Here is a 13,293-nt window from a genome sequence, read left to right as displayed (position 1 = left end):
GGACGGCGTGGCAGACCGCTCGTCGTGCGGCCGGGCCCCCCACCTGCCCCGGCCGTACCCCGGTCCGACTTCCGCCGCGCGGAGATGTGTGGCCGCGGTCACAGGGTCTGGTTGAGTGTGCTCGTTGGCGACGACGGAAGGCTGGCGCATGAGCATTCTGGGGACCCGGGTGGTCCGCACCGAGGATCCGCTCTTCCTCACCCGGGGCGCGATCTACACCGACGACCTCGTCGACGAGCGGCTCGCCGGAGCGCTGCACGCCACGTTCGTGCGATCCACCGTCGCGCACGGCCGGTTGCTGTCGGTCGACAGCTCCGCGGCCCTGGAGGCGCCCGGTGTGGTGGCGGTCGTGACGGCGCAGGACGTCGCCGACCTCATCCCGCTGCCACCGCCGTTCCCCTTCGTCAATCCGGCCATGACGCGCCCGTGGCTCGCGTCGGACCGGGTCAGGTTCGTCGGCGACCCCATCGCCGTCGTCCTCACCGAGGAGCGGTACCAGGGGGAGGACGCCGCCGAGCTGGTCGTGGTCGACATCGACCCCCTGCCCGCGGTGATCGGCACGGCCGAGGCGGCCAGGGACGAGGTGCTGCTCTTCCCCGAGGCGGGCACCAACGTGATGGCCAGCTTCGGCGGACCGGCGCCGGAGGACTTCTTCGACGGCTGCGAGGTCGTCGTCACCCAGCCGATGGTCAACCAACGGGTGGCCCCGGTGCCGCTGGAGACCCGTGCCGCCGCGGCCGCCTGGGGGGAGGACGGCCGGGTCACCGTCTGGTGCACCAACCAGGGCGCCCAGCAGGCCCGAGGGCAGTTCGGCGACTGGCTGAAGATGGACCCGGACCTGATCCACCTGATCACCCCCGACGTCGGCGGCGGTTTCGGGGCCAAGATCGGTGCCGACCCGGAGTACGCCCTCGTCGCCTGGATGGCCCGGCACGTCGGCCGGCCCGTCCGCTGGTCGGAGAGCCGGTCGGAGAACCTGATCGGCATGCTGCACGGGCGGGCGCAGGACCAGGTGGTCACGATCGGCGGGCGCCGGGACGGCACCATCGAGGCCTACAGCCTGGTGGCCGACCAGGACTGCGGCGCCTATCCGCGGATCGGCACGGTCCTCCCCACGCTGACCATGCTCATGGCACCCGGTGTCTACGGCTTTCCCCGGGTGCACGCCCAGGCCCGCGCCCTGGCGACCACGACGACGTCCATCGGCGCCTACCGGGGCGCCGGCCGACCCGAGGCGACGGCGGCCCTGGAGCGGGCGGTCGACCGGTTCGCCGCCGAGATCGGGATGGACCCCGCCGAGGTGCGCCGGAAGAACCTGCTGCCGGCGTTCGACGAGCCGCACACCACGCCGACGGGTGCCACCTACGACAACGGCGACTACGTCGGGGCGCTGGACAAGGCGCTGGAGGCGGCCGGCTACGCCGAGCTGCGGGCCGAGCAGGCCCGGCGGCGCGAGCGCGGCGACGTCCGTCAGCTCGGCATCGGGATCTCGGTGTACGTCGAGATCACCGGGGCCGACAACGGTGCCGGCACCGGAGAGGCCGCCGCGCTCGAGGTCCACGAGGACGGCACGGCCACGGTCCTCACCGGCACCTCGCCGCACGGCCAGGGGCACGCCACCGCGTGGGCCATGATCGCCAGCGACCAGCTCGGCATCGCCGTCGAGAAGATCACCGTGGTGCACGGGGACACCGACCGGGTGCCGCAGGGCGGCGGCACCATGGGGTCCCGCAGCCTGCAGCAGGGCGGGGCGGCGGTGCACCAGGCAGCCGGTGAGCTGATCGAGCTGGCCCGGGCGCGGGCAGCGCAGAGGCTGGAGGTCGACCCCGCGGACCTCGTCGTCGACCTGGGTCTGGCCGGCCTCGCCGTCCGGGGCACCCCGGGAGCGGCGGTCACCTTCGCCGAGCTGGCCGCCGACGAGCAGCTGCTGGTGCAGACCAGGTTCACCGCCGCCGCCCCCACGTTCCCGTTCGGGGCCCACGTGGTGGTGGCCGAGGTGGACGTCGAGAGCGGCAAGGCCGAAGTCCAGCGGCTGATCGCCGTCGACGACGCCGGCACGATACTCAACCCGCTGCTCGCCGAGGGCCAGCGGCACGGCGGCTACGCCCAGGGGGTCGCCCAGGCGCTGCTGGAGGAGGTGCTCTACGACGAGGACGGCAACCCGACCACCTCGACGCTGGCCGACTACCCCTTCATCTCCGCCACCGAGCTGCCCAGCTTCGAGCTGGTCGACATGGCCACCCCGACGCCGATGAACCCGCTGGGAGCCAAGGGCATCGGCGAGGCGGGAACCATCGGAGCCACCCCGGCGGTGCAGAACGCCGTCATCGACGCCGTGTCCCATCTGGGCGTCCGGCACATCGACATGCCCACCACCCCCATGCGGGTGTTCCGGGCGATCCAGCAGGCGCAGCAGGGAGGCAGCTGATGCAGGTCTCGATCACCGTCAACGGCACGCAGCGCACCGACGAGGTCGAGCCGCGGTTGCTGCTCGCCCACTACCTCCGCGAGACCTGCGGCCTGACCGCCACCAACATCGGCTGCGACACCACGTCCTGCGGTGCCTGCACCGTCATGGTCGACGGGCTGTCCGTGAAGAGCTGTACCGTGCTGACCGCCCAGGCCGACGGGGCGCAGGTCACGACGTTGGAGGGCCTGGCCGGTCCGGACGGCGAGCTCCACCCCGTGCAGGCGGCGTTCCAGGCCGAGCACGGGCTGCAGTGCGGCTTCTGCACCTCGGGAATGGTGATGGCCGCCGTCGGCGTGCTGGCCGACAACCCTGACCCGACCGACCGGGAGGTCCGGGAGGGGCTGGAGGGCAACCTCTGCCGCTGCACCGGCTACCACAACATCGTCCGCGCCGTCCGGGCGGCGGCACAGGCCGGTCCGGCCGCCGGCCAGGTCCCGAAGGCGCAGGAGGTGCAGGCATGATCCCGTCGCCGTTCGACTACGTGCGGGTGCGCTCGGTCGACGAGGCGCTGGCGGCCCTCGCCGAGCACGGTGAGGACGCGAAGCTGCTCGCCGGCGGCCACTCGCTGCTGCCCATCATGAAGCTGCGGCTCGCCGTGCCGAGCGTGCTGATCGACATCGGCGGGATCGCCGACCTGTCCTACGTCCGGGTCGAGGGCGACGAGGTGGCGATCGGTGCGTGCACCCGCCACCACGAGCTGGAGCGCGACGACGTCGCCCGTGCCGAGGTGCCGATCCTGCCGCACGTGGCCGGCCGGGTGGGCGACCCGCAGGTCCGGCACCGCGGCACGATCGGCGGCACGACCGCGCACAGCGACCCGGCGTCCGACCTGCCCACCGCCCTGCTCGCCCTCGGCGGGACCGTGGTCCTGCAGGGACCCGGTGGACGCCGCGAGGTCCCGGTGACCGACTTCTGGACCGGCTTCTTCGAGACGGCCATGTCGCCCGACGAGATGGTCGTCGAGCTGCGGGTGCCGCGCACCGGCTCCGCCGGGTGGGGCTACGAGAAGTTCACCCGGCGGGAGAACGACTGGCCGATCGTGGCCGCCGCCGCCGTCGACGGACGGGTGGCGCTGGCCAGCATGGCGGGCACGGTGCTCCGCGCGACGGCGACCGAGGAGGCGCTCGCCCGCGGGGCGTCGATCGCCGAGGCCGCCGAGCTCGCCGACCAGGGGACGTCGCCGGGAGCCGACATGCACGCCGACGCCGAGTACCGGCGGCACCTGGCCCGGCTCCTCACGAGGCGCGCCCTCGAGCGGGCCGCCGCCTGAGCCCGCTGCCGGCAGGACCGGTACGCAGTGGTCACCTCGCGGGAGCCGCGAGCGTCGTCAGGTCGTCGACCAGGGCTGCAGCCGGCCGCCTACGGGTCGCGCCCACCGCCCCTCCGGGTGAGGCTGTCCCGGTGAGAATCCTGGTCACCGGCGCGTCGGGGTTCGTGGGCAGCCGGCTGGCCACCGCGCTGGCCGACGCCGGCCACGACGTCCGGGCGATGACCCGGCGGCCGGAGAGTTACCAGGGCGCCGGTACCCCGGTGGCGGGCGACGTCGGTGACGAGGAGTCGCTGCGGACGGCGCTCGAGGGCTGCGAGGCCGCCTACTACCTGGTGCACTCCCTCGGCGACCGGGACTTCGAGCGGAAGGACGCCGACGCGGCGCGCGCCTTCGCCCGGGCGGCGGCCGCGGCGGGGGTCGCCCGGATCGTCTACCTCGGGGGCCTCGGCCGCGACGACGACCGGCTCTCCCCGCACCTGCGCAGCCGCCGCGAGGTCGAGCGGCTGCTGGGCGGCACCGGCGTGCCGGTCACCGTGCTGCGCGCCGGCATCGTGGTGGGCCACGGCGGGGTCTCCTGGGAGATGACCCGCCAGCTCGTCGCCCACCTGCCCTGCATGGTCACGCCCCGGTGGGTCAGCACGCGGACGCAGCCGATCGCGGTCGCCGACGTCGTCCGGTACCTGGTCGGCGTCCTGGAGGCACCGGGCACCGAGGGGCGGGTGTTCGAGGTGGGCGGCCCGGAGGTGCTCACCTACCTGCAGATGCTCACCCGGGTCGCCGACATCCAGAACCGGCACCTCTTCGTCGTCCCGGTGCCGCTGCTCAGCCCGCAGCTGTCCTCGCGCTGGCTGGCCCTCGTCACCGACGTGGACGTCGCCACGGGCCGGTCGCTCATCGACTCGATGACCATCGAGGTGGTCGTCACCGACGACGCCATCCGGTCCGTCGTCCCGTTCGAGCCGATGGACTACGACGAGATGGTGCTGACCGCGCTCATCGAGCGGGCGCGGGAACGCCGGCAGCAGGTGGGGGAGCGGCGCGGCGGGTGGCTGAGCCGCGGAGCGCGGCGGTGAGCCGCCGCGGGCCCCTGCGGAACAGCGTGCTCCGGGCTGCCCATCCGCTGCTGCGGAGCGTCCCGCGGGACCACCGGGAGAGCGACGCGGCCTTCCGGCGACGCCGGCGGGTCACCGGCGCCGTCGCGGTCGCGGGCGCCTCGCTCCTGGGGGTGTCCCTGTCGACGCCGCCGGGCTCGCCGCGGTTCTACGGGTTGACCCTCGGGGTCGCCGGCACCTGGGTGGTCGGGGGGCTGGCGTCCGGGCCGCTGCACCTGGGGCGGATGTTCGGGCCGGGGGACCGGCTGCGCCGGCCGGTGCTCACGCCGGTCGCCTCGGGGGTGGGCGCCTTCGGGGCGTTCTACGCCGCGGCGCTGGTGGCCCGGCGGATCCCCGTCCTGGAGCGCGCCATCGGCTCGGTGCTCCGCTACGCCGACCAGGGGTCGACCGCGCTCGTGGCGACGACGACGCTGGCCAACGGCGTCGCGGAGGAGGTGTTCTTCCGCGGCGCCCTCTACGCGGCCGCGGGGGCACGGCGGCCGGTGGCCGTCTCGACGGCCGTGTACGGGCTGGCCACGACGGCCACCCGCAACCCGGCGCTCGTGCTGGCCAGCGTTCCGATGGGGCTGCTGTTCGCGCAGCAGCGCCGGATCACCGGAGGCATCCAGGCGCCGGTGCTCACCCACGTCGTGTGGTCGGCGCTCATGCTGCGCTACCTGCCGCCGCTGTTCGCCGACCGGCTCGCCGAGGAGCGGTCACCGGCGCCCGGGGAGGACGACGGCGACCGTCACGAGGAACTCCGAGCCCGCGGGTGAGACCACCTCACCGGTCCACGGGTCCTCCAGGTGGCCGTCGTCGTCCTCGCCGAAGCCCCGCAGCGCCTGGCCGCTCGGGACGCGGAGGACCGCCTGCGCCGGTCCGCCGTCCCGGACCACCCGGATGTCGGTCACCCGCCCCCGGACGCGCTCGTCGGCCGGGACGTCGAGCCCGCCGTGGTGGCTGACGACCAGCCTCATCCGGCCGTCCGGCCCCTCGTGGCGGATGCAGCGGAGGTCCACCAGCTGGCCCCGCTCGATGGCATCGCCGCAGCACTCGTGCTCCCAGCCACCCACCTCCACGACGACGTCCACGGCGGCAACCTATGCCCAGCCGGCAGCGGACCCGGACGTCATGTTGCGGTCCGGTGACGACGGGCGGACCCCGGGATGGGTCCGGCTCCGCTGGGTAGGCCGTGGCAGGCGTCCTGAGGGCGGTGCCGCGCACCCGCCTCTTCCTGTCGCCGGACGCGCGAGGACACGGCAGAACGGAGCGGAGCATGACGGCGACCTCGCCGGACCACGAGGTGTTCGCGGCACTCCCGGAGGCGCCGGTGTCGGCGCTGCAGACGATCGGGACGCCGTTCCTCTGGACCGTGACCCTCCTCGCCGTCGTCCTCCTGCTGGCGCTGGACTTCGTGATCACCCGCCGGCCGCACGCCGTGTCGATGCGGGAGGCGGTCGGCTGGTCCATCTTCTACGTCGCGCTGCCCCTGGCCTTCGCCGTCTTCGTGTGGCTCCAGTACGGCTCCCAGACGGGCCTGGAGTACCTGACCGGGTACCTGGTCGAGAAGTCGCTGTCGGTGGACAACCTGTTCGTCTTCATGCTCCTGCTCTCGGCCTTCGCCGTGCCGGCGGAGCTGCAGCAGCGGGTGCTGCTCTTCGGCATCGTCGGCGCCCTGGTCCTCCGAGGGATCTTCATCGCGCTCGGCGCCGCGGTGCTGGCGAACTTCAGCTGGGCGTTCCTGCTGTTCGGCGGGATCCTGCTGGTCACCGCGGTGAAGGTGCTGCGCGACCAGCGCTCGGGTCACGGCAACGAGGTCGACATCTCCTCGATGCGGACGGTCAAGCTCATCCGCCGCTTCATGCCGGTCACCGAGGAGTACCACGGTCCCCGGCTGTTCGTGCGGGAGGCCGGCCGCCGCGCGGCGACCCCCATGGCGCTGGTGGTGCTGGCGGTCCTCGCCACGGACGTCGTCTTCGCCGTCGACTCGGTGCCCGCCGTGTACGGCATCACCAGCGACCCGTACCTGGTGTTCGCCACCAACGCCTTTGCGCTCCTCGGGCTCCGGGCGCTCTACTTCGTCCTCGCCGGCGCGCTGAGCAAGCTGGTGCACCTGGGCTACGGCCTGGCCGCCATCCTCGCGTTCATCGGCACCAAGCTGGTCCTCCACTGGGCCCACGGGGTGTGGCCGGGGGTCCCGGAGATCCCGACCCTCCTGTCGCTGGGGGTCATCGTGGGCATCCTCGCGCTGGTCACCTTCACCAGCCTCCACGCCACCCGCGACGACCATCGCTGGGAGGAGCACCCCGAGCACCAGACCGGGCACGTGAGCCACCCCGGCGCCCACCCGGGAGCGGCCCCCGGGTCGCGTCCGGCGCGCCGCCCGTACGACGATGCGGACCGGCCCCCGTTGCCCTGAGACCTGGCTCACTCCTACCGTGCGCTGGCCACCTCTCGATCAGGAGCCGCGCGATGAAGAAGCTCATCAACGACCCGGCAGACGTCGTCGACGACGCGCTGCGCGGCATGGCCGCAGCCCACCCGGAGCTGCGGATCGACCCCGAGCACCGCGTCGTCTTCCGCGGCGACGCCCCGGTGCCGGGCAAGGTCGGGTTGGTCTCCGGAGGTGGCTCCGGCCACGAGCCGATGCACGGCGGTTTCGTGGGCCTCGGCATGCTCGACGCCGCGTGCGCCGGTGAGGTGTTCACCTCGCCCGTGCCGGACCAGATGGTCGCGGCGACCCAGGGGGTCGATGCCGGCGCCGGCGTGCTGCACATCGTGAAGAACTACACCGGCGACGTCATGAACTTCGAGATGGCCGCCGAGCTGGTGGCCGCCGAGTCCGGCACCGAGGTGGTCGCCGTGGTCACCGACGACGACGTCGCCGTCACGGACAGCCTCTACACCGCCGGCCGCCGCGGGGTGGGCGTCACCGTGCTGGTGGAGAAGCTGGCCGGCGCCGCCGCCGAGCAGGGCCGCCCGCTGGCCGAGGTCGCCGAGGTGGCCCGCCGGGTCAACGGGCACGGCCGCAGCATGGGCATGGCGCTCACCTCCTGCACCGTGCCGGCCGCAGGCAAGCCGACCTTCGACCTGCCCGCGGGGGAGATGGAGCTGGGCATCGGCATCCACGGGGAGCCCGGCCGCCGCCGGGTCCCGGTGGCCCCGGCCCGCGAGGTCGCCGAGATGCTGCTGGAGCCGGTGCTCGCCGACCTGGACTTCACCGGCGGGGACGGGGTGCTCGCCTTCGTCAACGGGATGGGCGGCACGCCGCTGATCGAGCTCTACGTGGTCTACGCGGAGGTGCAGGCCGTGCTGGCCGAGGCCGGGGTGACGGTGGCCCGTTCGCTGGTCGGCTCCTACATGACCAGCCTGGAGATGGCCGGCTGCTCGGTGACCCTGCTGAAGGTCGACGACGAGCTGATCCGGCTCTGGGACGCGCCGGTGAACACCCCCGCCCTGCGGTGGGGGGTCTGAGCGTGGCCGACCCCGTGGACGTGGACGCGCTCGCGGCGTGGGTGCGCGAGTACGCCCGCGCCATCACCGAGCACCGGGACGAGCTGACCGAGCTGGACTCGGCCATCGGCGACGCCGACCACGGCACGAACATGCACCGCGGGATGACCGCCGCCGTCGCCGCCCTCGACGCGACCCCGCCGGCCGACGGTGCGGCGCTGCTGAAGACGGTCGCCATGACCATGATCAGCAAGGTCGGGGGCACCAGCGGACCGCTGTACGGGACGCTCTTCCTCCGGATGTCCGGAGCCCTGGACGACGGCTCTCCGGCCGCCTTCGCCGCCGCCTTCCGGGCCGGGGTCGACGGCGTCGTCGCGCGCGGCAAGGCCGAGCTGCAGGACAAGACGATGGTGGACGCCCTCCTTCCGGCGGCCGAGGCCCTCACCGCGGCCGTCGGCGCCGGGCAGGACCTGGGCGCCGCCCTGCGCGCGGCCGCGGACGCCGCGGCGGCGGGGCGCGACGCGGTCACGCCGCTGGTCGCCCGCAAGGGCCGGGCGAGCTACCTGGGCGAACGCAGCGCGGGTCACGTCGACCCGGGAGCCGCCTCGGCGGTCCTGCTGGTCGAGGCCGCCGCGACCACCCTGGCGAGGAGCTGACCGTGGCGGCGGTGGGGATCGTCGTCGTCTCGCACAGCCGGCCGCTGGCCGAGGCCGCGGTCGAGCTGGCCCGGCAGATGCTGCCGAACTCGACCGTGGCGATCGAGGTGGCCGCCGGCACCGACGACGGCGGGCTGGGCACCGACGCGGTCGCCGTCTCCACGGCGATCGCGGCCGCCGACACCGGCGACGGCGTGGTGGTGCTGATGGATCTGGGCAGCGCGGTGATGTCGGCCGAGACGGCGCTGGAGCTCCTGGACGACGACGTCCGGGCGCGGGTGGTGCTCAGCGCGGCGCCGCTGGTCGAGGGCCTGGTCGGTGCGGCGGTGATCGCCGCGGGCGGAGCCGACCGGGACCGGGTGGCGGCCGAGGCGGCGCGCGGGCTCGCACCCAAGGAGGCCCACCTGGGTCGCTGAACCGCTCGGCGGCAGCGGCGGCCGTGCCGCGACCGGTGTGCCGGTGGGTGGCGAGCGCCACGCCGTGGCCGGCTGCCCGGGAGGCTCCGCTCCCGGGCAGCCGCTGGCTCAGGGGCCGGCGAAGACGCCGTGGCCGCGGGACTCGGCGCGACCGGGGGCGGGCTCGGCGTAGCGACCCGCCTCGTTGCGGGCGACGACGAAGTGGTGCACCTCGTCGGGCCCGTCGGCCAGGCGCAGGGTGCGCTGGCTGGTGTACATGTCGGCCAGCGGCGTCCACTGCGACACCCCGGTGGCGCCGTGGATCTGGATGGCCTGGTCGATGATCTGGCAGACCTTCTCCGGCACCATCGCCTTCACCGCCGAGACGTAGACCCGGGCCTGGGAGTTGCCGAGCACGTCCATCGCCTTGGCGGCCTTCAGCACCATGAGCCGGCAGGCATCGAGCTCGATGCGCGCCCGGGACACCGTCTCCATGTTCTTGCCGAGGTCCAGGATGGGCTTGCCGAACGCCTCCCGGAACTTGCCCCGGCGGATCATCAGTTCGAGCGCCTTCTCGCCCTGGCCGATGGCACGCATGCAGTGGTGGATGCGCCCGGGCCCCAGGCGCACCTGGCTGATCTCGAAGCCGCGGCCCTCGCCGAGGAGCATGTTGGAGGCGGGCACGCGCACGTCGGTGAACCGGATGTGCATGTGGCCGTGCGGGGCGTCGTCGCGGCCGAACACGGTCATCGGGCCCAGCACGTCGACGCCGGGCGTGTCCATCGGCACGAGGATCTGCGACTGCTGCATGTGCGCCGGCGCGTCCGGGTTCGTCTGGCACATCACGATCATGATCGTGCAGCGGGGGTCGCCGGCGCCGGAGATGTAGTACTTCTCCCCGTTGAGGACGTACTCGTCGCCGTCGCGCACCGCCCGGAGCCGCACGTTCTTGGCGTCGGAACTGGCGACGTCGGGCTCGGTCATGGCGTAGGCGGAGCGGATCTCGCCGTTGAGGAGCGGCTCCAGCCACCGGGCCTTCTGCTCGGGGGTCCCCACGCGCTCGAGGACCTCCATGTTGCCGGTGTCGGGGGCCGAGCAGTTGAGGGACTCGGAGCCGAGCGGGTACTTGCCGAGCTCGACGGCGATGTAGGCGTAGTCGAGGTTGGTCAGCCCGCCGACCTCCGAGTCGGGGAGGAAGAAGTTCCACAGGCCGGCCGCCTTGGCCTTGTCCTTGGCCGCTTCCAGCACCTCGAGCTGCCCCGGCGCGTACGACCACGGGTCGGTGCGTCCTGCGCCGAGCCGGAAGTACTCCTCCTGCATCGGCGCGACCACGTCCTCGAGGAACTGGACGACGCGGTCGTAGAGGGGCCGGGCCTCCTCGCTCATGCGCAGGTCGAACAGCTCCGTTGGCTCAGCGGTCTGCATCAGGTGTCCCTCTCAGCTGGTCCGTGCGGCGGCAGGGGCGTCTCCGCCGGGGGCGAGGCGACGAGCGCGGCACGCATGGTCCCGGGAGGACGGCACCCGGAGCGTGGCACAGCGGCGGTCGGCCGCTCGAACCGGTTCACACCGAGATGCCGATGAGCTTGGTGTCGAGGTACTCGTCGATGCCCTCGTACCCGCCCTCGCGCCCCAGGCCGCTGGCCTTCACCCCGCCGAAGGGGGCGGCTGCGGACGTCGGGTTGATGTCGTTGACGCCGATCATCCCGAAGCGCAGCTTCTCGGTCACCCGGATCGCCGTCGACAGGTCGTTGGTGTAGACGTAGGCCGCGAGGCCGTACTCGGTGTCGTTCGCCCGGGCGATGACCTCGTCCTCGTCGTCGAACGGCGTGACCGCGGCGATGGGCCCGAAGGTCTCCTCGCACGAGATGAGCATGTCCGGCGTGACGTCGGCCAGCAGCGTCGGCGCGAAGAAGGTCGTGCCGTCGAGTCCGTCGACCTGCACCCGCTCACCACCGGCCACGACCCGCGCCCCCTTGCTGCGGGCGTCGAGCACCTGGGCCTCCATCTTGGCCACGGCGCGATCGTCGATCAGCGGCCCGATCGACACCCCGTCGGCGTCCCCCTTGCCCACGCGCAGCGCCGCGATGCGCTGGTCGAGGGTCGCCACGAACGTGTCGTAGATCGAGCGGTGGACGTAGATGCGGTTGGGGCTGATGCACGCCTGCCCGGTGTTGAGGAACTTCACCAGCGCGGCACCCTTGGCAGCACGCACGGGATCGGCGTCGGGGAAGACGATGAACGGTGCGTGGCCCCCCAGCTCCACAGACACCCGCTTGAGAGTGGCGCCGGCCTTCTGCACCAGCATCTTCCCGACCGCGGTCGAACCGGTGAACGTCAGTTTCCGGACCACCGGGGACTCCAGGAGCGCGTCCCCGACCTCGGCCGCGCGCGTGGTGGTGACCAGGTTGACCACCCCGGCGGGGAGGCCGGCGTCGGCCAGCAGCTGCACGGTGGCGACGGCGCACAGCGGGGTCTGGTCGGCGGGCTTGAGCACCGACGTGCACCCGGAGGCGATGGCCGGCGCGAGCTTGCGGGTCAGCATGGAGATCGGGTAGTTCCACGGGGTGATGGCGGCGACCACGCCGACCGGTTGGCGCATCGTCACGAACCGCTGATCAGCCCGCGCCGAGGGGATCGTGACACCGCCGATGCGCTTGGCCTCCTCGGCGAACCACGCCAGGAAGTCCGCCGCGTACGCGACCTCGTTCATCGAGGCCTTGAGCGGCTTGCCCTGTTCCCGCGTCATCAGCGCAGCCAGGTCCTTGCGGCGCTCCCGCATCAGCGTGTCCGCCTTCGCGAGGACGGCCGCGCGCTCGTAGGCCGTCGCGCCCGACCAGGCCGGCAGCGCACGATCGGCAGCGGCGATCGCCGCCTCGGTGTCGGCCCGGCCACCGTCCGCCGCCTGGCCGATGACCTCTCCCGTGGCCGGATCCGTGACGGCGAAGGTCGCACCCCCGTCGGCCGGACGCCACTGCCCGTCGATGTAGATCGTGCGTCCTGCGTCCTTCGTCATGGCGCCTTCCTCACTGACCAGCCGGTTTCGCGGGGCGAGCGGTCGGCGCCCCCCACGGTGATCGTGTCATCCACGACGCAGGAGACCTACGACCTCGACGGTCACCGGCGCAGGGTCGACGCCGAGCGGGTGCGCACACGGCCGCGACGGTGCCACCGGCCCGCTCGGTGGCGTTCGAGGCGGCGAGTCGGGAGCTCTTCCTCAGCAGACGGGATCGATGACGCCGTGGTGGATGGCGAAGCGGGTGGCCCCAGCACGGCTGGTGACCGCGGTCTTCACGTAGATGCGCTCGATGTGCGTCGCTGCGGTCTTGGGTGAGATGCCGAGCAGGTGGGCCACCTGCTTCGCCGATGCGCCGGTGGCGATCAGCGCCAGCACCTGGGTCTCCCGCGCAGTCAGGCCCGCCGGTCCGCACACCCGCCTCGACCTCCGGCTGACCGCGCTGAGCACGATCTCCACGGCGCCACCGTCGAGCCGCCCGGCGCGGGCGTCGGCCCGCAGTTCGGCGGCGGCGGCCGTCGGCGTGCAGCGGTGGCCGCCGTCCTGCCGTGCCGGATCGGTCCTCCGCCGGTAGGCGTCGCCGGCCGCCATGAGGCGGCTGTAGTCGGGGGAGAAGTCGACGAGCTCGCACGGGTCCTCGCCCACGGTCCAGGCGTCGTGGCCCGGGGGGATCACCACGGCATCGCCCTCACCGACCTCGAGGTCGCCGTCCTCCATCACGACCTGCATCCGTCCGGAGACGATGTAGAGCCGGTGGCCGGCCCGGCAGAGATCGGTGCCGACCACCGGTCTGACGTCGTCCGACCACCGCCAGCCGGGTTGCATCACCTCGCGGGTGATCGTGGCCGCCCCGAAGGAGACATCGGTCAGGGCGGTACGCCCGACGAGGCGTGCCTGGTCCGGGGTCCCGCGATCGAGGGGACGGACACCGTCCTGCCGCACGCC

At 73.4% G+C, this 13,293-nt stretch carries 13 protein-coding genes; 9 read left to right on the top strand and 4 right to left on the bottom strand.

Going from position 1 to position 13,293, the window contains the following annotated elements; all coding sequences use genetic code 11:
- Positions 1 to 148: 148 nt before the first annotated feature.
- The 5 genes from ACI79P_RS15785 (at position 149) to ACI79P_RS15765 (ending at position 5,607) form a co-directional block, all read left to right on the top strand.
- A complete protein-coding gene (locus ACI79P_RS15785) occupies positions 149 to 2,428 on the top strand; it encodes a xanthine dehydrogenase family protein molybdopterin-binding subunit (RefSeq protein ID WP_456581997.1) in 2,280 nt (759 codons plus the stop codon).
- Entirely contained in the window at positions 2,428 to 2,931 is a 504-nt protein-coding gene (locus ACI79P_RS15780; RefSeq protein ID WP_456581996.1) for a (2Fe-2S)-binding protein, read from the top strand. The genes ACI79P_RS15785 and ACI79P_RS15780 overlap by 1 nt, the downstream gene beginning before the upstream one ends.
- Positions 2,928 to 3,740 (top strand): FAD binding domain-containing protein, encoded by an 813-nt coding sequence (locus tag ACI79P_RS15775; RefSeq protein ID WP_456581995.1) that lies wholly within the window; start codon positions 2,928 to 2,930, stop codon positions 3,738 to 3,740. Before ACI79P_RS15780 ends, ACI79P_RS15775 begins: the two co-directional genes overlap by 4 nt.
- Positions 3,741 to 3,871: 131 nt before the next feature.
- Complete coding sequence (locus ACI79P_RS15770; RefSeq protein WP_456581994.1) at positions 3,872 to 4,813, top strand: NAD(P)H-binding protein; 942 nt, start codon at positions 3,872 to 3,874, stop codon at positions 4,811 to 4,813.
- On the top strand, positions 4,810 to 5,607 hold the full coding sequence (locus ACI79P_RS15765) for a CPBP family intramembrane glutamic endopeptidase (protein WP_456581993.1): 798 nt from the start codon (positions 4,810 to 4,812) through the stop codon (positions 5,605 to 5,607). The genes ACI79P_RS15770 and ACI79P_RS15765 overlap by 4 nt, the downstream gene beginning before the upstream one ends.
- Here ACI79P_RS15765 and ACI79P_RS15760 read toward each other — a convergent pair.
- Positions 5,548 to 5,922 carry a hypothetical protein gene (locus ACI79P_RS15760; RefSeq protein ID WP_456581992.1) on the bottom strand — a complete coding sequence of 125 codons (375 nt, stop codon included), beginning with the start codon at positions 5,920 to 5,922 and terminating at the stop codon, positions 5,548 to 5,550. The two genes, ACI79P_RS15765 and ACI79P_RS15760, sit on opposite strands and share 60 nt — an antisense overlap.
- Before the next feature lie 185 nt (positions 5,923 to 6,107).
- Between ACI79P_RS15760 and ACI79P_RS15755 the strand changes: the two genes are divergently transcribed.
- The 4 genes from ACI79P_RS15755 to dhaM are packed head-to-tail and all read left to right on the top strand — an operon-like array spanning position 6,108 to position 9,356.
- Positions 6,108 to 7,250, top strand: coding sequence for a TerC family protein (locus ACI79P_RS15755; protein WP_456581991.1), 1,143 nt, complete (start codon positions 6,108 to 6,110; stop codon positions 7,248 to 7,250).
- Positions 7,251 to 7,303: 53 nt separating this feature from the next.
- Entirely contained in the window at positions 7,304 to 8,305 is a 1,002-nt protein-coding gene (dhaK, locus tag ACI79P_RS15750) for a dihydroxyacetone kinase subunit DhaK (RefSeq protein WP_456581990.1), read from the top strand.
- A gap of 2 nt (positions 8,306 to 8,307) precedes the next feature.
- Positions 8,308 to 8,940: a dihydroxyacetone kinase subunit DhaL gene (gene dhaL, locus ACI79P_RS15745; RefSeq protein WP_456581989.1), complete on the top strand. Its 633-nt coding sequence runs from the start codon at positions 8,308 to 8,310 to the stop codon at positions 8,938 to 8,940.
- Positions 8,941 to 8,942: 2 nt separating this feature from the next.
- Entirely contained in the window at positions 8,943 to 9,356 is a 414-nt protein-coding gene (gene dhaM / locus ACI79P_RS15740) for a dihydroxyacetone kinase phosphoryl donor subunit DhaM (RefSeq protein WP_456581988.1), read from the top strand.
- 108 nt (positions 9,357 to 9,464) lie between these two features.
- Here dhaM and ACI79P_RS15735 read toward each other — a convergent pair whose 3' ends face one another.
- The 3 genes from ACI79P_RS15735 to ACI79P_RS15725 form a co-directional block, all read right to left on the bottom strand.
- On the bottom strand, positions 9,465 to 10,760 hold the full coding sequence (locus ACI79P_RS15735; RefSeq protein ID WP_456581987.1) for an acyl-CoA dehydrogenase family protein: 1,296 nt from the start codon (positions 10,758 to 10,760) through the stop codon (positions 9,465 to 9,467).
- Positions 10,761 to 10,896: 136 nt separating this feature from the next.
- Entirely contained in the window at positions 10,897 to 12,348 is a 1,452-nt protein-coding gene (locus tag ACI79P_RS15730; protein ID WP_456581986.1) for an NAD-dependent succinate-semialdehyde dehydrogenase, read from the bottom strand.
- Between the two features lie 201 nt (positions 12,349 to 12,549).
- Complete coding sequence (locus ACI79P_RS15725) at positions 12,550 to 13,290, bottom strand: LuxR C-terminal-related transcriptional regulator (RefSeq protein ID WP_456581985.1); 741 nt, start codon at positions 13,288 to 13,290, stop codon at positions 12,550 to 12,552.
- Positions 13,291 to 13,293: the final 3 nt, after the last annotated feature.

This window comes from Blastococcus sp. SYSU DS0510 (assembly GCF_054050835.1).
Note: the sequence above shows the minus strand (reverse complement) of the source record. Positions and strands in the feature narration are given on the sequence as shown.

Excerpts from the sequence above, each read along its gene's own strand:
- ACI79P_RS15785 (WP_456581997.1), top strand. The coding sequence starts at position 149 with ATGAGCATTCTGGGGACCCGGGTGGTCCGCACCGAGGATCCGCTCTTC.
- ACI79P_RS15780 (WP_456581996.1), top strand. The coding sequence starts at position 2,428 with ATGCAGGTCTCGATCACCGTCAACGGCACGCAGCGCACCGACGAGGTC.
- ACI79P_RS15775 (WP_456581995.1), top strand. The coding sequence starts at position 2,928 with ATGATCCCGTCGCCGTTCGACTACGTGCGGGTGCGCTCGGTCGACGAG.
- ACI79P_RS15755 (WP_456581991.1), top strand. The coding sequence starts at position 6,108 with ATGACGGCGACCTCGCCGGACCACGAGGTGTTCGCGGCACTCCCGGAG.
- dhaK (WP_456581990.1), top strand. The coding sequence starts at position 7,304 with ATGAAGAAGCTCATCAACGACCCGGCAGACGTCGTCGACGACGCGCTG.
- ACI79P_RS15735 (WP_456581987.1), bottom strand. The coding sequence starts at position 10,760 with ATGCAGACCGCTGAGCCAACGGAGCTGTTCGACCTGCGCATGAGCGAG.
- ACI79P_RS15730 (WP_456581986.1), bottom strand. The coding sequence starts at position 12,348 with ATGACGAAGGACGCAGGACGCACGATCTACATCGACGGGCAGTGGCGT.